The sequence below is a fragment of the Paraburkholderia bannensis NBRC 103871 genome (assembly GCF_000685015.1).
Taxonomy (GTDB): domain Bacteria; phylum Pseudomonadota; class Gammaproteobacteria; order Burkholderiales; family Burkholderiaceae; genus Paraburkholderia; species Paraburkholderia bannensis.
This window is the reverse complement of the sequence record NZ_BAYA01000018.1, coordinates 119544-139980: the sequence shown is the minus strand read 5'-3', so window position 1 is coordinate 139980 and position 20437 is coordinate 119544. Positions and strand designations below refer to the sequence as shown.

General features: G+C 64.7%; 16 protein-coding genes. 10 read left to right on the top strand and 6 right to left on the bottom strand.

Annotated features, from left to right (window positions below):
- Positions 1 to 200: 200 nt before the first annotated feature.
- Both BBA01S_RS25825 and BBA01S_RS25820 read left to right on the top strand, forming a co-directional pair.
- Positions 201 to 3551 (top strand): DUF2339 domain-containing protein, encoded by a 3351-nt coding sequence (locus BBA01S_RS25825; RefSeq protein ID WP_027818974.1) that lies wholly within the window; start codon positions 201 to 203, stop codon positions 3549 to 3551.
- Positions 3548 to 4900 (top strand): DUF3999 domain-containing protein, encoded by a 1353-nt coding sequence (locus BBA01S_RS25820; protein WP_027818973.1) that lies wholly within the window; start codon positions 3548 to 3550, stop codon positions 4898 to 4900. The genes BBA01S_RS25825 and BBA01S_RS25820 overlap by 4 nt, the downstream gene beginning before the upstream one ends.
- A 47-nt stretch (positions 4901 to 4947) precedes the next feature.
- Here BBA01S_RS25820 and BBA01S_RS25815 read toward each other — a convergent pair whose 3' ends face one another.
- From BBA01S_RS25815 to BBA01S_RS25800, 4 genes are all read right to left on the bottom strand, one after another.
- A complete protein-coding gene (locus BBA01S_RS25815; protein WP_027818972.1) occupies positions 4948 to 6015 on the bottom strand; it encodes a helix-turn-helix domain-containing protein in 1068 nt (355 codons plus the stop codon).
- A gap of 710 nt (positions 6016 to 6725) precedes the next feature.
- Positions 6726 to 7688 (bottom strand): PDR/VanB family oxidoreductase, encoded by a 963-nt coding sequence (locus BBA01S_RS25810; RefSeq protein WP_027818971.1) that lies wholly within the window; start codon positions 7686 to 7688, stop codon positions 6726 to 6728.
- A 98-nt stretch (positions 7689 to 7786) separates the two neighbouring features.
- Positions 7787 to 9247 (bottom strand): NAD-dependent succinate-semialdehyde dehydrogenase, encoded by a 1461-nt coding sequence (locus BBA01S_RS25805; RefSeq protein WP_027818970.1) that lies wholly within the window; start codon positions 9245 to 9247, stop codon positions 7787 to 7789.
- A gap of 15 nt (positions 9248 to 9262) precedes the next feature.
- Positions 9263 to 10411 (bottom strand): aromatic ring-hydroxylating oxygenase subunit alpha, encoded by a 1149-nt coding sequence (locus BBA01S_RS25800; protein ID WP_042297903.1) that lies wholly within the window; start codon positions 10409 to 10411, stop codon positions 9263 to 9265.
- Between the two features lie 425 nt (positions 10412 to 10836).
- On the opposite strand from BBA01S_RS25800, the gene BBA01S_RS25795 reads away from it, so the two are divergent.
- The 7 genes from BBA01S_RS25795 to BBA01S_RS25765 all read left to right on the top strand — a co-directional run bounded on the left by BBA01S_RS25795 (position 10837) and on the right by BBA01S_RS25765 (position 17301).
- Positions 10837 to 12282: a purine-cytosine permease family protein gene (locus tag BBA01S_RS25795; RefSeq protein ID WP_027818968.1), complete on the top strand. Its 1446-nt coding sequence runs from the start codon at positions 10837 to 10839 to the stop codon at positions 12280 to 12282.
- A gap of 32 nt (positions 12283 to 12314) precedes the next feature.
- On the top strand, positions 12315 to 13481 hold the full coding sequence (locus BBA01S_RS25790; protein WP_407668337.1) for a porin: 1167 nt from the start codon (positions 12315 to 12317) through the stop codon (positions 13479 to 13481).
- Between the two features lie 7 nt (positions 13482 to 13488).
- The gene (locus BBA01S_RS42795) at positions 13489 to 14502 is read left to right on the top strand and encodes a LysR substrate-binding domain-containing protein (protein ID WP_084162542.1); all 1014 of its coding nucleotides are present in this window, start codon (positions 13489 to 13491) and stop codon (positions 14500 to 14502) included.
- A gap of 26 nt (positions 14503 to 14528) precedes the next feature.
- Positions 14529 to 15785, top strand: a complete 1257-nt coding sequence (locus BBA01S_RS42790; RefSeq protein ID WP_218004259.1) for an aromatic ring-hydroxylating oxygenase subunit alpha — start codon at positions 14529 to 14531, stop codon at positions 15783 to 15785.
- Between the two features lie 75 nt (positions 15786 to 15860).
- Positions 15861 to 16529 carry a YdcF family protein gene (locus BBA01S_RS25775; RefSeq protein WP_052391891.1) on the top strand — a complete coding sequence of 223 codons (669 nt, stop codon included), beginning with the start codon at positions 15861 to 15863 and terminating at the stop codon, positions 16527 to 16529.
- Positions 16530 to 16625: 96 nt separating this feature from the next.
- Positions 16626 to 16880: a hypothetical protein gene (locus tag BBA01S_RS42785; protein ID WP_063750569.1), complete on the top strand. Its 255-nt coding sequence runs from the start codon at positions 16626 to 16628 to the stop codon at positions 16878 to 16880.
- 112 nt (positions 16881 to 16992) lie between these two features.
- Positions 16993 to 17301, top strand: a complete 309-nt coding sequence (locus BBA01S_RS25765) for a high-potential iron-sulfur protein (protein ID WP_027818965.1) — start codon at positions 16993 to 16995, stop codon at positions 17299 to 17301.
- 50 nt (positions 17302 to 17351) lie between these two features.
- On the opposite strand, the gene BBA01S_RS25760 is transcribed toward BBA01S_RS25765, so the two are convergent.
- Positions 17352 to 17876, bottom strand: a complete 525-nt coding sequence (locus BBA01S_RS25760) for a hypothetical protein (RefSeq protein WP_027818964.1) — start codon at positions 17874 to 17876, stop codon at positions 17352 to 17354.
- Positions 17877 to 18110: 234 nt separating this feature from the next.
- On the opposite strand from BBA01S_RS25760, the gene BBA01S_RS25755 reads away from it, so the two are divergent.
- On the top strand, positions 18111 to 19778 hold the full coding sequence (locus BBA01S_RS25755) for an ankyrin repeat domain-containing protein (protein WP_027818963.1): 1668 nt from the start codon (positions 18111 to 18113) through the stop codon (positions 19776 to 19778).
- On the opposite strand, the gene BBA01S_RS25750 is transcribed toward BBA01S_RS25755, so the two are convergent.
- Positions 19772 to 20215, bottom strand: a complete 444-nt coding sequence (locus BBA01S_RS25750; protein WP_042297920.1) for a Rossmann-fold NAD(P)-binding domain-containing protein — start codon at positions 20213 to 20215, stop codon at positions 19772 to 19774. The genes BBA01S_RS25755 and BBA01S_RS25750 overlap by 7 nt on opposite strands.
- Between the last annotated feature and the right edge of the window lie 222 nt (positions 20216 to 20437).

The following is a 20437-nucleotide window of genomic DNA, read 5'->3' as shown; positions in this document are numbered from 1 at the left end:
GGGTCATTACCAGTCATTACCAGGCCTGATAAAGCATGCGAGATTTATCGGCCAAACAAACTTTGAGAGAAAAGGGCGCCGAGAAACCACGCGCATTGTCGCGATTTGCCGCGATGCCGGTTGTCGTGGCCGCTGACCGAAAACGCCTCAAAAATTAAGCAGAAGAAAATGAACGGAAAAAAACGGGAGATCCTGACGTGATCGTGTGGATTCTGGCGCTGCTGGGATACGTTGTGGTTGCAACGGTTTCATCGGCTATCGGCGCGGATACGTTCGCGCCTGGACTTGTAGGGGCCCTGGTCGGCGGGGCGGTGGGCTGGCTGCTGAAGGAGCGGCGTCAAGGCGAAGAAAGCCGCGACGCAAGCCCGAACGGCAACGGCAACGCAAGAGAGCCGGTGCTGACCTGGCAGCAGAGCGTGAGCGCGCTGACCGAACGCGTCGCCAAACTGGAAGCCGAAGTGGCGTTCCTGCGCTCGTCGGCGGGCATGGCCCAGCGCGAGGCGACCACGTTCGTGCACGCTCCCGCAGTCACTGAGCGGGCACAGCAGGCACCGGCGGCACCGCCACCAGGCGAGGTCAAACCGCTACCGCCTGCCATCGCCGCACGGGTGCCGCAAGCGGACTCGGTACGCAAGGAAATCGCGCCGCCCACGCAGCCCGACGAGGCTTATGCCGCTACGCGCGCAGCCCCGCTGGCCACGGCCGCGAGCGCCGCAGCACCGCAGCGCGCCCAACCCGCCGAGCCTGCTGTACCGGTAGAACCGCCAAAACCCGCAGAACCCGCAAAGCCGAACATCGTCGAGCGTCTCGTCAACGCCGCACTCGGCTGGCTGCTTGGCGGCAATACGGTGGTGCGCGTCGGCATTGTTGTGTTGCTGTTCGGCGTGGCCTTCCTGCTCAAGTACGCCGCCGACAACAGCCTGCTGCCGATCGAGTTCCGCATCGCCGGCGTGGCTGCGGGCGCCGTGGCGATGCTCGTGGCGGGCCAGCGCATCGGCACGCGCCGCGGCGCCTACGGGCTGGTGCTGCAAGGTGGCGGCCTGGGCGTCCTCTATCTGGTCGTGTTCGCCGCCGCGAGGCTTTACCAGTTGCTGCCGGCCGGTGCCGCGCTCGGTTTCATGATCGCGATTTGCGGGCTGGGTGCGTTTCTCGCCGTGCGCCAGGATGCGCGTCCGCTCGCGTTCATGGGCAGCGCGGGCGGCTTTCTCGCTCCCGTGCTGCTGTCGAACGGCAGCGGCAACCATGTCGCGCTGTTCTCGTACTACCTCGTGCTGAACATCGGCATACTCGCCATGGCGTGGTTCAAGGCGTGGCGACCGCTCAACCTGCTCGGCTTCGTCTTCACGTTCACCATCGGTACGGCGTGGGGCGTCACGGCCTACCGGCCCGAACTGCTCGCATCCACCGAGCCGTTTCTCATCGCGTTCTTCCTGATCTATACCGGCATCGCGCTGCTCTACGCACGACATCGCGAAATCGCGCTCAAGCACTATATCGACGGCACGCTGGTGTTCGGCACGCCGATCGTCGTCGCCGGACTGCAAGCCGCGCTGATGCGCGACGTGCCGTTCGGGCTCGCCTGGAGTGCGGTGGCGCTCGCTGCCTTCTATCTGGGCGTGGCGGCCTGGCTGCGTCCGCGCCGGGCGCGCCTGGGCCTGCTGTTCGAGTCGATGCTGGCGATTGCCGTGCTGTTCGCGACGCTCGCGTTGCCGTTCGCGTTCTCCGGCCCGACGACGAGCGCCGCATGGGCCGTCGAAGGCGCTGCGCTCGTCTGGGTCAGCGTGCGCGAGCGCCGGCTTGCGCCGTTCTATTTCGGCATCGCGATGCAGGGCGCGGCCGCCTGTGCCTTTGCCTATAGCGTATCGCTGCACGCAGGCCCCGGTGGCCTGCCTTTCCTCAATTCGATGTGGATTGCCACGTTGCTGATCGCAGTAGCTGGCGTGTTCACGGGCTGGTGGCTGCATGGCCGCCAGGAGGCGCGCGCGTGGCACGCGTGGACGCCGCTATGGGGCCTCGTGGGCGCGGTCTGGGGACTGGCGTGGTGGCTCGGCGGCGGTGCGTGGGAAATCCTGCGCTATGCGACGCAACATAAGGTTGCCGACGGGTTCATTGCGGCCGCGCTGGTGCTGTTGTTCGTCCTGACGGCGTGGCTCGCGCACATCGCCCGCCGCCGCCTGGCGTGGCCGCTCGCCGAATGGGTCGCGCTCGCGCTGGCCCCGGCGCTCGCCCTGATGCTGATGAACGTGTACGACACGCAGGTTGTGCCGCTGCATGCGCTTGGCGCGCTCGCCTGGCCGCTCGGCCTGATCGGCGCCTATGTGCTGCTGTTCCGGCAGCAGCGCGACGTCTCCACCAGCGTACTCGCGCCGCTGCATACGCTCATGTTCCTGAACCTCTGCGCGATCCTTGCGATGCAGGGCTACTGGACGATGCGCGCCTGGGTGCCCGAAGGCGCCTGGAGCTGGAGTGCGTGGGCCTATGGCATGGGTGCGATGCTGCTGGCCGTCACGTTTGCGGGTTCGCGGTTGCGCTGGCCGGTGCGGGCCTTCGAGCGCGCCTACGTGCTCTGGGGCGCCGCGCCGCTCGCGCTGGCGTTGTGGGCGTGGAGCGTGGCGAGCGCCCAGAGCGACGGCGATGCTTCGCCGCTCGTGTGGATCCCGTTGCTCAATCCGCTCGACGTCGCGCAGATGCTGGCGGCGCTTGCACTGATCGTGTGGTTCAGGCGACTGTCTGCGATGGGCGTCAACTGGCGTCCGGCATGGCTCGGCTACGTGATGCTCGCCAGCGCGTTTCTGTGGTTCAACAGCCTGATCCTGCGCGGCCTGCACCAGTACGCTCACGCCGCCTACGACGTCGATGCCGTGCTGTCCACGTTTGCGTGGCAGGAAGTCTTTATCGCGGGCTGGGGCCTTGCGCTTGCGCTCTCGTTGCGGTTCGTGCGCGGCGAGACGCGCGAGCGCATGATCACCTTCGCGGCAACGCCGCTCGTCGCGATCATGTGGCTCTGGGCCCTCCGTGCCACGCTGTTCGAGGATGGCGGCAGTCTCGCGCGTATCCCGTTGCTTAATCCGCTCGACCTGCTCGCGATCATGATTTTCGCAATTGCAGGCTGGGTGCTCGTGCGCCTGAAGCGTCAGCTCAGTCCGACCGACGACTGGCGCAACCTGAGCGCGGCCGTCGCTGGCGCGACGCTGTTCCTGTGGCTCAACACCGTGCTGCTGCGCACGTTGAGCCATTGGGCGGGGATTCCCTACAACGTCGACGACCTGGTGCATTCGACGCTCGCGCAGGTTGCCGTGTCGCTGTTCTGGACGGTCTGTGCGCTCTCGGTGATGCTCTGGAGCACGCGGCGCGCCATGCGCGTCTGGTGGTTCGTCGGCGGGACGCTGCTCGCGGTGACGGTCGTGAAGCTCTTTATCTTCGATCTCTCGCACGTACAGGGTGTCCAGCGCATCGTGTCGTTTATCGGCGTGGGCGTGCTGCTGCTCGTGATCGGCTATGTTTCGCCGTTGCCGCCACGCAGCGCGCTGGCCGAGGAGGCGAAATCGTGAAACCGGCCGCCTTCGTTCTGGGCAGCGCGCTGGCGTTCGCGGCGGGCGGCGCGCAAGCGCAAGCCAGCGTGCAGCCCCATTTTGCGCATCGCTACGCCATCGAGCTGGCGGGCAACGCGGCCTACTACACGATGACTGTGCCGCAGAGCGTCTATGCCGCGAGCGCGCGCAGCGACCTGGGCGACCTGCGCGTCCTCAACGGCGCGGGCGAACCGGTCGCCTACACGCTGGAGACGCCGGGCGATGCGCCCAGCGTCAATCGCACGCGCCGCAATGTCGAGTGGTTCGCGCTGCCCGGCTCGAACGGCGATACGTCGGCGGGCGGTTCACTTGGCGTGACGATTGCAGCCGATGGCTCGCTGCATGCGCGCTCGCCAGCGCAGCCGCCGACGGCACAGCGTCACGACGAGCTGGTAGACCTTGGCGCGGACTCCGCAACGATCGACGCCGTCTGGATTCATCTGCGCAACGACAGCTACCAGGGGCGCGTGAGTGCCGAGCAGTCGGACGACCTGCGCACATGGGAGCCGCTGGGCGACGCGGAACTGCTGCGTGCAAGTCGCGACGGCAAGATGCTCGTGCAGGAGCGCGTCGCCGTCGAGGGGCTGCGGCGGCGTTATCTGCGCCTGCATTGGGCGGACGCCGAGCCCGACATCGGCGCCATCGAAATCGAAACGTCCACGCACACGTCAGCCGAATCCGACGCAGCGCGTGAGCCATGGCGCGACATGCGCGTGCGTGCCGGGACGGCGAACGGCGAGTATCTCTTCGACACGGACGGCGCGTATCCCGTCGATGCACTGCGCTTCGAACTGCCGCAACGAAACACGGTGGTGAACGCGACGATCTATTCGCGCGCCGGGGCGGGGCAGCCGTGGCAGCAGGTCGCCGACGCGTCGCTGTATCGCATCGAGAGCAAGTCGGGCGAGACGAGCAATGAGCCTGTCCAGATCGGCGCGAATACCGACCGGCAATGGCGCGTGCTCGTCGATACGCGTAGCGGCGGACTGGGCAGTGGAGTGCCGGGCGTCGCCGTGCGCTGGCGGGCCGCGCAATTGACATTTCTTGCCCGCGGCAACCCGCCGTTCGAGCTGGCCATTGGTGACCGGATGCTTACGTCGGTATCGGTGTCGCGCGCAGAGTTGCTGACCGGTGGGACGCCGGAAATCGCACCGGCGCGACTTGGCGAGGCGAAAGCTGTCGTGTTGCCCGAAGCGCCGTCCGCCGACGCGGGCCAGGATCGCGACGCGACGCGCCGTTACGTGTTGTGGGGCGCCTTGATTGCCGCGGTCAGCGTGCTTGCGCTGCTGGCGGTCAGGCTGGCGAAGGGCAGCGCGCCGGGTAAGTGAGGGGTTGGCGTGCGCGGGCGTCCAGGGGGTCGCTCGCGCGGCGATGCTCAGGCCGCGCCATTGTCTGCGGGCGGTGGCGCGGCGCTCTGCATATCGGCGGGTTGCGCCGCGCGACACAGCGCGGTCAGCCACACATCCTCGCCATGCGGCGCGACGCGCGCCTGGCCTTGCTCGACCACGAGCCGCCACGTATCGTCGGGCAGCGACGCGCGATACAGCACGCGATAGTCGCCGCGCCGCGCGAGTGCATCGTTGACCGCCGTTTCGCGCGCGGCGCGATCGTCGGGATGAATATGCTGCGAGATCTCGACGTAATGACGCGGCGCCATCGCTGCATCGACGCCGAACAATCTGCACCATTCGTCCGACACGATCAGTTCGTCCTGCGCGCGCAGCCAGCGCCACGCGCCCACGCCCGCGATGCGCGCGGCGTCGTTGAGCAGTTGCAGGCGGCGCAGCAGCGCGGATTCATCCTCCTTGCGCGCACTGATGTCGATAGTCGTGCCCACTACGCGCACCGGGCGGCCCGCGTCGTCGAGCAGCGTCGCCACACGCGACTCGATCCAGCGGATCTGGCCGTCGGGCAGGACGATCCGGAAGTCCCACACGCGCGGCGCCTTGCTCGCGACCATGTCTTTCAACGCATCGGCGTTGAGCCAGATCGAGTCTTCGGGGTGCAGGATTTCCCAGAACTCGTCGTTGCTGTGGATTTCGCGGCCGTAGAGTTTGGCGCAGTTGCTCGAATAGATGAGTTCGTCGGTGACGAGGTTCCATTCCCACGTGACGATGCCGGCCGACTCCTGGGCCTGCTTCATGCGCGCTTCGTTCGACATGATCTCGGCGGTGTAGCGCCGGCGCAGGTCGGTCATGGGGAGTTCGGGCGTGGCCGCAAGGCCAAGGTCGCGGACGGCTTCGTCGCCGTAGCGCAGCCAGACCCAGTTGACGTCGAGGAAGGCCGCCAGGCGGCGCAGGTTCGAATAGTCGATCTCGCCGCCGCGCGTCCACTTGTGCACCGCGGGGCGGGAGATGCCGACAGCGTCGGCTACTTGCTGAAGGCTTAGCTTCTTGTGCTCGAGCAGCACCTTGAGGCGGAACGCGAACGTATCCTCGGACATCCATTTCCCTCTATGACGTTGCGCGTGACGCGGCTGGGCGCCGCGAGTTTGGAGTCGGTAGTTTAGCGGATTGGGGTGGGGTGTGTTTTTGGGGGCGGTTGGTGGGTTTTTGTTGTTGGTTCGGGGTTTGTTGGCATTGCCTTGTGATCGTGTCGGTCTGCAAGCGTTGCCCCTGTGCGGGGCGGCACCTACTTTTCTTTGCAGCGGCAAAGAAAAGTAGGCAAAAGAAAGCCGCTCACACCGCCAGTGTGACGCAGTCCACCACGCGCCTACCAGGGGAGTGGTGACTGGGCATTGCTCGCATCACGACCCGTATAACGGATAGGCGGCACCCGCACATCCGGGGGCGCAAGCGCCCCGTTGGGCATAACAAAACCCCTTGGTTTGCGGGCGTTTTTACTCTCGACAAGGCAATCAGAACAGTGGGTTTCCCGTGCATTCCCTTCCGTTGCGAGCGAAGCGAGCAACGGGATGTGCGGGCGTCACCACTCTGTTGTACGGCGCGTGACGCGAGCGCTGCCCAGTCACCACTCCGATCATGGGCGAGAGGTGGACTGCGTCACACTGGCGGTTTGAGCGGCTTTCTTTGCTTACCTTTCTTTGCCGCGGCAAAGAAAGTAAGTGCCGCCCCGCACAGGGGCAACACTGGCAGACCGACACGACCTCAAGGAAATGCCAACAAACCCAAAAACAACAACAAAACAAAAAAATCAAAGATCAATCACAATCCTGCCCCCGCGCGCGCGCGAGACACACAAAAGAATCGTCTTCTGTGCGGCCTTCTCATCCTCATCAAGATACTGATCGCGATGATCGGCTTCGCCTTCGAGAATGGCGACCTCACACGTCCCACACACGCCCTCGCGACAAAGCGACTCGACCGTCACCCCAACGCGCTCGATAGCCTTGAGGATAGTTTCATCTTCCGCGACTTCGACCTCGATCCCAGACTTCGCGAGCACGACAGTAAAAGCCTTTCCACCGGTATCGGACGCAGCAAACTGCTCGGAATGCAACTGGGCCTTAGGCCAGCCAAGCAACGCGGCATTGGCATAGACCGCGTCATTCAACCCTTGCGGCCCACAAACATAAACATGCGCATCTGCAGGCAGATTCTTGAAAAGCTTGAGCAGATCGAGCCGCTGCCCTTCGCTATCGACATAGCAATGCACATTAGCCGCATGCGGCCCAGCCATAAGCTCATCGACAAACGCCCCATGCTCCGCACTGCGATAAGCATAGTGAAGCTCAAGCTCAAGATCAGCGCCCGCATGCTCATTCAACTGCGCAAGAAACGGCGTAACACCGATCCCCCCAGCAATGAACACATGCTTCTTCGCGCCCTGCGCGAGTTCAAAAAGATTCGCAGGCGACCCAATCGCGAGCCGCGTACCCTTCTGCACGCGCTCGTGCATAAAAGCCGATCCGCCCCGCGAGGCCTCCTCGCGCCGCACAGCAATCTGATATTGCCGCGTGTCGTGCGGCGAACTCAGCAGCGAATACGCGTTGTGATGCCACTGCGCGCCGTCCTGCATCGAGACCAGCACATGGGCGCCCCCACTAAAAGCAGGCAGCGGCGCGCCATCTGGCAGCGCAAGCGTAAAGCGCTTGATGAGCGGAGTGAGTTGCTCGACGGCGACAACGTCGACAGTGATCGATTCGCGGGCGTTCATGGTGCCTTCCTTTACCGCAGGCGGGTGATTCTGGATTCGGAATTCGGATAAATGCGGGCGCGGTGGAAGCCGCGCCCGCGCCGGGCTGGATGACGCGCTTAACGCGTCACGCCGCCCATGCAGAGATACTTGATCGACAGATAGTCTTCGATGCCGTACTTCGAGCCTTCGCGGCCGATGCCCGACTGCTTGACGCCGCCAAATGGCGCCACTTCGTTGGAGATCAGCCCCGTGTTGATGCCGACGATGCCGTACTCCAGCTGCTCGGCCACGCGCCAGATGCGGCCGATGTCGCGGCTATAGAAGTACGCGGCGAGTCCGTAGATCGAGTCGTTGGCAAGCTGCACGACTTCCGCGTCGCTCGAAAAACGCACGATGGGTGCGACCGGGCCGAAGATTTCTTCGTTGAGCACGGCCATGCCGGGCTTCGCATCGGCGAGCACGGTCGGCGCGTAGAAGTTGCCGCCGCGCGCGTGAGGCGCGCCGCCGGTCACTACGCGCGCGCCTTGCGCCACGGCGTCGCGCACGAGGCCATCGACCTTGTCGCGCGCCGCTTCGGTGATGAGCGGCCCGATGTTGACGCCTGGCGCAAAGCCGTCGTCCACCTTGAACGCGGCGACACGCGCGGCGAAGCGCTCGCAGAACGCGTCATAAAGCGCGTCGTGCACGTAGAAGCGGTTCGCGCACACGCAGGTCTGGCCCGCGTTGCGGTACTTCGAGAGCAGCGCGCCTTCCACGGCTGCGTCCAGATCGGCGTCCTCGAACACGATAAAGGGCGCGTTGCCGCCCAGTTCGAGCGAGACCTTCTTGACCGTGTCCGAGCACTGGCGCATCAGCAGGCGGCCCACTTCCGTCGAGCCCGTGAAGCTGAGCTTTTTCACGAGCGGGCTGGACGTCATCTCCAGGCCGATTTCGCGCGACTTGCCGGTGACGATGTTGAGCACGCCCGCCGGAATGCCGGCTTGCTCGGCAAGCGCCGCGAGTGCGAACGCCGACAGCGGCGTTTCGTTGGCGGGCTTGACGACCATCGTGCAGCCTGCGGCCAGCGCGGGCGCGGCCTTGCGCGTGATCATCGCGGCCGGGAAATTCCACGGCGTGATCGCGGCGCACACGCCAATCGGCTCCTTCGTCACGACAAGGCGCTGATCCGGGTTCGGGCTAGGAATCACGTCGCCGTCGATGCGCTTGGCCTGTTCCGCGAACCATTCGATGAACGAGGCCGCGTAGGCGATCTCGCCGCGCGCTTCCGCGAGCGGCTTGCCTTGTTCGCGCGTCATCAGTTCGGCGAGCGTTTCCTGGTTCGCCATCACGAGTTCGAACCAGTTGCGCAGCAGGCGCGCGCGCTCCTTCGCGGTCGTCGCGCGCCAGCCGGGCAGGGCGCGTTGTGCGGCGTCGATGGCCGCGCGGGTTTCGCCCGCGCCCATATTGGGCACGTGGGCGATGCACTCGCCCGTCGAGGGGTTGTGCACGGCGAGCGTCGCGCCGTCGCTGGCGTCGCGCCACTGGCCGTCGATATAGGCCTGCTGGCGCAACAGGCCGGGATGTTGCAGCGATGTCATGTTGCGTCCTCGCCCTTAGTCCTGGTAGTGCTGCGCGAGCAGATTGTGGAAGTGGGCGATGCCGTGCTCGCTGATGCCGCTGCGTTTTTCGTCGACCATGATGCGGCCCTGGCCACGATAGCCGCGCGACTTCAGGCCCTTCTGCACGCTCTCGACGAGGCGCAGGTCTTCGGGGCGGAACACAGTGCGATACCACTCGATCAGCTTCTGCTGTTCTTCGGTGGGCTCGTCGTTGAGGAAGTAGATGTCGTAGTGCTGGAGCGTGACTTCCGCGCTCATCGGGAATTCGTAGATGACCGTCATGAAGTTGCTGCCCGGCGGCACATTGAACATCGTGCACGGCCACGCCCAGTAGCCGTGGAAGCTCGGGTCGGTGATCGACGGGTCGAGCTTGAATGAACGCTCCGACGATTGCGCGTGGCCGAACTGCAGCGTCCACTTGCCATGCAGCGTGTGCGTGTACTGGTCGACCTTCACCGAATCCGAGAAGCCGGGGTGCGCCGGGCCGCAGTGATAGCACTCCAGGTAGTTGTCGACGATCGACTTCCAGTTGGCGGGCGTCTCGGTCACGAAACGCGCGGCCAGCTTGAGGTCGTCGATGACGGGGCAGGCATTGCGCAGGCTCGCTTCGAGCCCCGGCAACTGCGCTTCCACGTTGTCGGCGTCCGGGTTCAGGTTGATGAACACGAAGCCCGCGTATTCCTCCACGCGCACCGGCACGAGCGTCGAATTTTCCTTGTCGAACGACTGGACGTGGTCGCAGTTGTTGGCATGCGCGAGCGCGCCGTCCAGCTTGAACGCCCAGGCGTGGTACGGGCAGGTGATGACGTTCTTGGCCTTGCCGCTGCCTTCGAGCAACTGATGGCCGCGGTGCGGGCAGACGTTATAGAACGCGCGCAGCACCTTGTCCTTGCCGCGCACGAGCAGGATGCTCTCGCCGACGATTTCGCGCGTCACATAGGCGTTGGCTTCCGCCAGTTCGCTGCGGTGCGCGACGCAGATCCACGTGTCCTCGAAGATGCGCTTTTCTTCTGCCTTGTAGACCGACTCGGCGGTGTAGTAGCTCGCCGGAATAGTCCAGGCGAGTTCCGGGTTGGCGCAGAAGTCGGCCGGCAGCTTGGGCAGGTCGGGTTGCTTGTGAAATTCGATCGGGAGATAGGTCATGGGATCCGCCGCTGTGAGAGAGAGTACGCTCGAAAATTAACTGACAGTTACGACATAACTATGGGTTAACGAAAGAATAAGAGAAATTTCGTCGATAAGGGATCAGGGTTATCCCTCGACGTGCTGCTGAATCCCGCGGAAAGCCCTACCGGTCAAATGCGTAACGCGTATCCTTAGTGCTAAATATCGAAAGAGCTTGAGCGCTCGCAAAGCAAATCGATTTCGTGAGCGTCGTCAATAGGAGGATGCGATAGTGCGTCTCACCCCTCCAGGATGCGTACTATTGTTAACCAGTGGTTTGTTGTTAACCATAGGATAACCGTGTCGTGGCCGGAACCGGAAAAGCATTCCGCAGCCGCGCGCGGCGCGCAGGGTGGCTTCGTTTGACGCGAGCCCGCCCGCGCCACCCCACAACTGGAGGAGACATGACACAAGAGGCAATGGCCGAAGCGCTGGCCGGCGAGCCGTCGCGCGCCAAATCGCGTATCGAATCGCGTTCGATCGACTACGTGCCGCTCGCCGAACGCAAGGGCAAGGCCTGGCATTTGTGGCCGGTGTGGTTTACGGGCGATGCCAATCTGGCGACCATCGCGGCGGGCGCGATCGGCATCAGCATGGGCGGCAATCTGCTGTGGAGCGCCATTGCCATCGTGCTCGGCAATGTGCTCGGCACGTTCTTCATGGCGTTCCATTCGAGCCAGGGGCCGCAACTGGGCCTGCCGCAGATGATCCAGTCGCGTCCGCAGTTTGGCTATATGGGCGCGCTGCTGGTGTGGGTCGTCGCGCTCGTTACGTATATTGGCTACAACTCGTTCAACCAGTTGATGGCGGGGCAGACCGCGCATCATCTGCTGGGCACCGAGCCGCATCTGAGCTACATCGTCTTCACCGTGCTGGCGGTGGGGCTTGCCGTGTTCGGCTATGACCTGATCCACAAGGCACAGCGCTGGCTTGCGTTTGCGCTGCTCATCGCGCTGACGATCTTCAGCGTGGGCATGTGCGTGAAGATGCCGTTCCCGGCGGCGCAACTGAGCTTCGCGGGCTTCAAGGCCACGCCGTTCCTCGTGCAGCTCTTTTCGGCGGCGGCGTATCAGCTTTCGTGGTCGATCTACGTCTCGGACTACTCACGGTACCTGCCGCCCAATACCGGTGTGCGCGCAACCTTCTGGTGGACGTTCCTGGGCGCGCTGATCGGCGGCGTCTGGATGATGCTGGTGGGCACCGCGGCGGCCGCGCTCAATGCGCAGATCGAGATTTCGGATGCCGTGCAGCGCGCCGGCGACCTGATCTTCCCGGGCTTCGGCACGGTCACGCTGCTGCTTGCGCTGCTGGGGCTGCTTGCGATCTCGGGGCTTAACTTCTACGGCGCATCGCTCACGCTGCTGAGCATCACCGATTCGTTCAAGCCGCTCAAGTCGAGCGCGAGCAAGCGCATCGCGAGCCTGATCGTCGTGGCGCTGGTGGCGACGGCGCTGGCGTTCTCGGCGTCCGATAACTTCATGGGCAAGTTCGGCGACTTCCTCGGCATTCTGGGCTATCTGTTCACGCCCTGGACTGCGATCAACCTGATCGACTTCTTCGTGGTGCGCCATTCGCACTACTCGGTGCGCGAAATCTTCAACCCGCGTGGCATTTACGGGCGCTGGAACTGGCGCGGCCTGACCGCTTACGCCGTGGGTTTCGTCGCGATGATTCCGTTCTTCAAGACCGACATCTACACCGGCCCGGTCGCCCGCATGCTCGGCGGCACCGACGTGGCGATGCTCGTAGGGCTGCCCGTCGCCGCGCTGGTCTATCTGTGGACTTGCCGCTCGCTCGACATCGAACAGGAACGTCGCTTCGTGCGTGAAGCCGATCGCGGCCTGAACTGATTCCTCACGATAACAACGACAAGACAGAGAACATGAATTCGATGAAGACACTGCGCACGAGCGCGCTGCATGCGGCCGTGCTGACGCTGGCTGCGCTGCCGCTGGCGGTCGTACCGCTTGCGGCCAGCGCGCAAAGCAGCGTGACGCTCTACGGCGTGCTCGATGCGGGCGTTACCTATGTGAGCAATGCAGGCGGCTCGCATCAGGTGAAGTTCGACGACGGCGTTTCGTATGCGAACCGCTGGGGCATTAAAGGCGTAGAAGATCTGGGCGGCGGCCTGAAGGCCGTGTTCAAGCTGGAGAGCGGCTTTCACGTGGGCAACGGGCAGATTTCCAACGGCGGCTCGCTGTTCGGCCGCGCAGCCTACGTGGGCTTGCAGAACGACTGGGGCACGCTGACCTTCGGCAACCAGATCGACATGACCCAGGAGATGGTCTATCTGTACAACGTCTCCGCGTGGGCGAGCGGCTACGCCATCAACCAGGGCGACTTCGACCGCATGAACGGCGACCATCTGCCCAATGCGGTGAAGTTCATGTCGAACACCTTCGGCGGCTTCCAGTTCGGCGGCATGTATTCGTTCAGCAATACGCCGGGCAGCTTCCACAATGGCAGCGCGTGGAGCGTGGGCGCGCAGTATCAGCGCGGCGCGTTTGCGATGGGCACGGCCTATACGCAACTGAACAATCCGTCGGGGATTTACGCGTTCGATCCTTACGCGATGATCGGCGTGCATTCGTTCTTCGGCCAGCCGACCGTGAGCGTCGATCCGGGCACGGGCGCGATCAACGATCTCTACGCGAATACGCCGTTCCCGGTGGACAAGCAGGGCGCGTTCGCCGTGGGCGCAAGTTACGCGCTTGGCAACGTCACGCTGATGGGCGACTTCACTTATACGCAGATCAAGGCGTTCGGCCAGAGCCAGCACATGCAGGTCGGCGAGGGCGGCGCGAACTGGCAGGTCACGCCCGCGCTGAGCCTGGTGGGTGGCTATCAGTACACGCACTTCGACGCGCATCACTGGAACCAGCTTTCGGCGGGCGTGCACTATCTGCTTTCGAAGAGCACGGACGTGTACGTGTCCGGCGACTGGCTCAAGGCGTCGCAAGGCGTCGATGCGGTGATCGGCTATAGTTTCACGCCTTCCACCACGACGACCCAGGCCGATGTGCGTATCGGCATGCGTCACTCCTTCTGATTTTCCCATGCTCAAACTGCCTGGCACTCCCGAACTGGACGATCTGCGCGTGTTCTGCACGGTCGCGCGCAAGTCGAGCTTCAGCGCCGCGGCGCAGGCGCTCGACGCGTCCGCCGCGTACGTAAGCAAGCGCGTGGGCGTGCTCGAAGCGAGCCTCGGCACGCGCTTGCTGCATCGCTCGACGCGCCGTGTGGCGATCACGGCGGCGGGCGAGCGCGTGCTCGCATGGGCCGAAAAAATCCTCGACGACGTCGATCAACTGGTCGAGGACGTCTCCAGCACGCAGCGCATCCCGCGCGGCACGCTGCGCGTGTCGAGCAGCTTCGGTTTCGGGCGCAAGTTCGTCGCGCCGGCTTTGGCGGCGATGTCGGATCGCTATCCGCAACTGAATGTGCGGCTCGACCTGTTCGACCGCGTGGTGGACGTGGCGGCCGAGGGCTTCGATCTGGACGTGCGTATCGGCGACGAGATTGCTGGGCATTTGATCGCGAGACGCCTCGCCACGAACTACCGCGTGCTGTGCGCGTCGCCGTCGTATGTCGCGCTGCATGGCGCGCCGGGCACGATTGCCGATCTCGATTCGCACGCGTGTCTGGCGATCAAGGAGCGCGATCATCCGTTTGGCGTGTGGCGTCTCGATGTGGGCGGCGAGTCCGTGAGCGTGAAGGTGACGGGGCCGCTCTCGACCAATCACGGCGAGGCCGCAGTGCAATGGGCATTGGCGGGGCGCGGCATCGTGCTGCGCTCGATCTGGGACGTCCAGCCGCTGCTGGACGAGGGGCGACTCGTGCGCGTGCTGCCCGACGTTACGCAGCCCGCCAACGTGTGGGCCGTGTTTCCCCAGCGGCTCGCGCAATCGGCGAGGGTGAAAGCGTGCGTCGAATTTCTCGCCGAAGCGTTTGTATCGGCGGGCATCGGCGATGCAGCGGCGCTGGACTCCAGCGCACCGGGCGAAGCCTGTGCGCCGCAGCGCCTGTTCGAGTCCGCGCAGTTTGAGTCCGCGCAGTTCGAATCAGAGTAACAAGGCAACGGAAAAAGGACACGAAATTGATCGATCCCGCCCAACTGCGCAGCCTGCTGTCGGCGCGCCGCGAAGGCTACGGCCTCGAACGCCCGTTCTACATCGACCCCGCGTTCCACGAACTCGATATCGACGCGGTGTTCTCGAACGAATGGCTGTTCGCGTGCAACGTCGCCGAAATCCCGCGCGAGGGCGACTACGTCACGCTCGCGATCGGCGAGACCTCGGTGGTGGTCGTGCGCGGCAAGGATGGCGAAGTCGGCGCGTTCTTCAACACCTGCCGCCATCGCGGCTCGCTGATCTGCACCGAAGCGGCGGGCCACGCGAAGCGCCTCGTGTGTCCGTATCACCAGTGGGTCTACGAGCTGGACGGCACGCTCAGGAGCGCGCGGCAGATGCCGGCGGATTTCGACCGCAGTGAGCACGGTCTGCGTCCCGTACACGTCGAAACGATCTGCGGCATGGTCTATATCTGCATCGCCGATACGCCGCCCGATATCGCGCGCTTCAAGGCGGCCGTGTCGCCGTACATCGCGCCGCATCATCCGGAGCGCACGAAGGTGGCGTTCTCGATGACGATTGTGGAAGACGCCAACTGGAAGCTCGTGATCGAAAACAATCGCGAGTGCTATCACTGCATCGGCAGCCATCCGGAACTGCTGGCCACGCTGATTGAATTCGCCTTGCCCGACGACCCGCGCGCGAACCGCGATTTCCAGTTGCTGATGCAGGAAAAGACGGCGCTGTGGGACAGTCTGGGCCTGCCGCATCAACCTGCCGATGGCGGCACGGAATTCCGCTGTATCCGCTTGCCGTTCCATCGCGGTGCGGTGTCGTTCACTTCGGACGGGCGGCCTGCGTGCAACAAGCTGCTGGGCGATTTTACCGAGCGCGACCTGGGATCGGTAAGAATGTTCAGGGTTCCGAACAACTGGAATCACTTCCTGTCCGACCACATCATTCATTTCCGCGTGCTGCCGATATCGGCGACGCAGACTGAGCTCAAGACGACGTGGCTCGTGCATGAAGATGCGGTGGAGGGCGTCGATTACGACGTCGAGACACTGATCGAAGTCTGGCGCGCGACCAACGCGCAGGACGCGACACTGGTGGAGATGAACCAGCGCGGCGTGAGTTCGAAAGCGTATACGCCAGGGCCTTACGCGCCTTCGGAGTTCATGCTCACGAACTTCACGAACTGGTACGCGCAGAAACTGGGCGAGCATGTCGAACGTATGAACGGACGGGAAAAGACGATCCGCCTGGCGGTGGCGCAAGCGTAAAGGTCGCTGGCAGGGCTGGCGCGCGCGCAAAGACGCGGTGCTATATTCTCCAGCCCTCTTTTCCCGTTCGACCTCATGCCCGCCCCACGTCTTCTTCGCAGCCGCGCAGTCCGTATCGTTGTTTCGCTCGCGGTGATCGCGATGGCCGCGTGGCTGGCCGCCGCGGTCTATGTATGCGCAAGAGGCCTGACCATGCCTCATGAGCACGCCGATCTCGCGGTGGTGTTCGGCAATGCGCTCGAAGACGACGGCACGCCCAAGCCCATCCTTGCCGCGCGCCTGGACGTGGCGCTGCAATGTTTTCGGGCGGGCGACTGTCCGCGGCTGTTCGTGAGCGGCAGCATCGACGGCCCGGGGCTCGACGAGGCCGCCGCGATGCGTACGTATCTGCTCGCGCGCGGCGTCCCCGCCGATCGCATCGTGGTCGATCGCGCCGGCGACAACACGCTGGCGACCGCGCGCAATGCCGTGGCGTATATGCGCGCGCAAGGGCTGTCGCGCGTGCTGCTGGTGTCGCAGTACTACCACCTGCCGCGTGCGCGCTTTGCTTTCGAGGCGGCGGGGGCGTCGCAGGTCTTTGGCGCCTGGCCGCACGCATTCCGCTTCATGGATCTGTATTCGAGCTGGCGCGAGGTGCCTGCGCTGGCGGTGTATCGCGTGCGGCTGGGCCTGGACGCCGATGCGCGGCCAGTCAGCTTCCGTCCCGTGCTGTTCCTGATGGGCCTCGTCGGACTGGGGAAATGAGGGCCGCGAACAGTGCTCAAGAATCACGCAGAAAAACAGGCAGGAACCTGAGGGCGAACTCCTAAAGTTTGTTCGCAGCCTGCCGAAAATCCAGGCATGGCGCACGAACATTCGAAACTTCCTGAAAATGACCCGATCTGGGCCGAGGCACGGGCCCTCGAGGCCAGCATCCGTGCGATCCGGCGCGCTCAGGGCAAACGCAATCCCGAGGACTTCGCCCCGGACGATCCCGACTGCATCGACGCCATGGAAGAGTTCGTGCGCGATGTCGGACGCGTGCTGGCGCTGTACACCCAGGAAGCCGCCAGAGGCGGCGACAACGATCTGCACGGCGCGGGCGCGACCGGCTAGCGCGCCACGCTGCATGAAACCAGGCAGCCTGAGACACTAGCGGGAAATACGCGGCCGCCCATTGAAGCGCGCTGCGCCGGATCCCTACTCCTACCCAAGTGTCTCCCCCACGATGAATACATCGCGTCGAAAGTTTCTGGTTCTGAGCCTGTGCTCGGCTTCTTCGCTGGCGCTCACCGGCGAGGCCTTCGCGGACGAACCCGTGCTGGCCGAATCCGACGAGCAGGCGCGCCGTCTCGGCTACAAGGCGGATGCCACGACCGTCGATACCAGACAGTTCCCGAGCTACAAAGCGGGCCAGGCGTGCAGCGGCTGTTCGCTGTTCCAGGCCGGTTCGGACGACAAATGGGGCGACTGTTTGCTGTTCAGCGGCAAGCGGGTGGCCGCGGCCGGGTGGTGCACGTCGTTCAGCACCATGTGAAGCGGGCTCAGCGGGTCACGGCGATCACAAACACGCCGTGACCGGCGACCTTACTCGCCCTTGGCAGGACGGCCGGTCTTGACGGTTTCGAGCGCCGTAATCGCGGCCAGCAGGCGCTTGGACGAAGCCGAATCCAGCAACTGGATCCCGGCGCGCAACAGTTCGCTCTTCTTGACGGAAATGCCCGCGTCGAGGCACTTGCGCTTGAGCACGGCGATGCGCTCGTGATCGGCCTTCGGCATCGTGAAGCTGTCGCGAATCACCTTCTCTTTCTTCGCCTGTTTGGCCTTTGTTTTGGCGGCGGCTTCCTGCGCGCGTGTCGCCTTGGTGGTTCTGGCCGCCTTCCGGGTCGCCTTCTCGGCTTTTTCGACTTTCTCGGCCTTTTCAACCTTTTCTACCTTTTCTACCTTCGCGGCTTTTGCCGATGCAGCCTCGTCGGCTTGTGCTTTGGCCTTGCTGACGGCTTCAGCGGCTTCGGCTTTCGCTGCGGCCTTACGTTGCGCTCTCTTCACGTCTCCCGACGTCGGGAAGTAGAACGCTTTCTTCGTGGGCTTGCGGGCGATTTCGGTGGTCATGCTGGATTCTCGAATTTAAAACGATAAAACAGTATATACGGTTTATGGCGCTTTCCCGCCTCTGGCATGGCCTTGACGGCACGCGTGGACGTCCCTTACGCTCTGCCTCAAGCGGTGCAGGCCGCTTCCGGGTCCGCGGAAAGGGTTGAACCCACCTGTCGTCGTCAGGCCAGGATTTCCCATCCTTTGTGCTGCCGGTATTGCGGGCCTTCGGCAAAACTGCACGAGGATGTCATGCAAACCTTGCCTCCCAGGGCTCATCCCGATCATCTGAAAAAGCAGGCGAAAGAACTCTTGCGCCTGTATCGCGATGGCGACCCCAAAGCGCTTGCGCGCTTCATCGCGGCGCTTCCCGCCGCCGCCCGCCGCACCCCCGCCGAAGTCATCGCCATGCAGCTACGTCTGCACGATGCGCAGTCCTGCATCGCGCGCGAGTACGGTTTCAGTTCGTGGGCCGATCTCAACGCGTTCGTGGAAGCGCGCGTCGTGGCGCAACAGGCGCAGGCGAAGCTGATCCGGCGCTGGCTCGAACTGGCCTATGGCGGCGACGTGACCGGCAGCTACGACGCGGCGCGCCCGCGCGTGGCCGCGCAGCTCCTGCGCGAACATCCGGAGCTGGTTTTCGCCGATGTCGCGCTCGCGTGCGCGGCAGGCCATGTCGAAGCCGTGCAGCGAGCTATCGACGCCGATCCTGCCTGGGTCAACCGCGTGAGCGGTGCGCTCGCCTTGCCGCCGCTCGTGGCCGTTACGCATTCGCGGCTCGGGCAGGTGCCGGAATATGCGGCCCGCCTGCGCGACTGCGCTCGCGTGCTGCTCGATGCGGGCGCGAGCCCGGATCAGCGCATCGGCAATCGGTTTCCGCCTGCCTCGCTGGCCGCGCCTGCCGAAGCGGAACCGTTGAGCGCCTTGTACGGCGCGGCGGGCGTCAATCGCGACCCGGCGCTCACAGCGATGCTGCTGGCGGCGGGCGCCAATCCCAACGACGGCGAATCGCTCTATCACTCGCTCGAAAATCCGGCCTGCACGCGCCTGCTGCTAGATGCGGGCGCGCACGTGAGCGGCACGAATGCGTTGCGTCGCGCGCTCGACATGGTCGATCCGACGGCGCTCGAACTGCTGCTCGCGCACGGCGGCGATCCGAACGAACCTGCCGGCGAAGGCCCGACAAAGACATGGGGTGCGCCGCTGCTGCGGGCGATTGCGGTGCGCTGCCCCGTTCGGCACATCGATGCGCTGTTGAAGGCGGGCGCCGATCCGCACGCGCAGACAGAAGCCGGCGTGAGTGCGTACCGGCTGGCGATGCGTACCGGCCTGATCGAGATTGCCGGGCGTCTGCGCGCAAGCGGGGCGCAGGAGACCTTGAGCGACGAGGATCGCTTCGTGGCGGCCTGCGCGCGTGCCGACGCGCACGACGCGCGACGCATCCACGCGCAACATCCGGAACTGCTGCGCTCGCTGTCGGGCGACCCGTTACGCCTCTTGCCCGATGCCGCCGCATGGGGCTCGGACGATGCGGTGCGGCTGATGGTCGAACTGGGCTGGCCGATCGATGCGCGCGGCGGCGACTGGGACGCCTCGGCGCTCAATCACGCGGTGTTCCGCGGCGACGCCGCCTTGACGGCGTTCCTGCTGGAGCACGGCGCGAACTGGCGCGAGGCGCACGGCTATGGCAGCGACGCGCTCGGCACGCTGTCGTGGGCGAGCGTCAACGAACCGACGGGATTGGCGCGTCCCGACAGTCGTCCCGACTGGCCCGCATGCGCGCGGGCGCTCGTCGCGCACGGCTTGCCCGCGATCGAACGCGATCCCGCGAATGCGGAACGCGTGCTGATCGAGGGACGGCCGATGCGGTTTTCGGAGGGGGTGACTGAAGCGCTGCTGGGTGCCGGCAGCGCTCAGTGATAGGTCATCTTCGTCGACGACAGCTTCGTGAGCGTGCCGTTCTTGAAGCGGAACCAGCCCTCGGGGCCTTGCATCACGACTTCGTCGGGCTGCCAGAACACGCGCTTGACGGTCAGGGTGGTGCGCACGTGCTGGACGAGCGGCGGCTGGCGGCGCAGGTCGTAGAGCACCGGGCCGTAGGCGCTTTGCACCAGCACGCGCGAGACCGTGTCACCCTGGCCGCCCGTCTCGTCGAAATGCGTGAGCGTTTTCGCATCGAAGCGATCGATGATGTCGCGATCGAGCATGGCCACGAAATCGCGGTCGTCGCGCACGAACTGGAACGTGCCCGCGGGCGTGTTGAACGGGCCGGGCGCGCTGACCTGCGCGTGCGCGCCAGTCGCGAGGGCGCAGGCCGACAGTCCCGCGAAAATGAGTCGTTGTAACAGTCGTTTCATCATGCTTTCCAGGTAAGGCGCGCGCTGAGGCATGCGGAGCGCGGTTTCAGGCGTTTTGAAGACAGAAGTGGGGAGCATTGTCGCCAATCCTGCGCAAAACGTCGAATCGCGTCGCGTCGCGTCGCGTCGTGCCGTGCCGTGCCGTGCCGCATCCTGCGCCCTGCCACCCGATTGCGGGGCCAGACAAGCCAGCCGATATAATCGACGCTCTATTCCACGAGG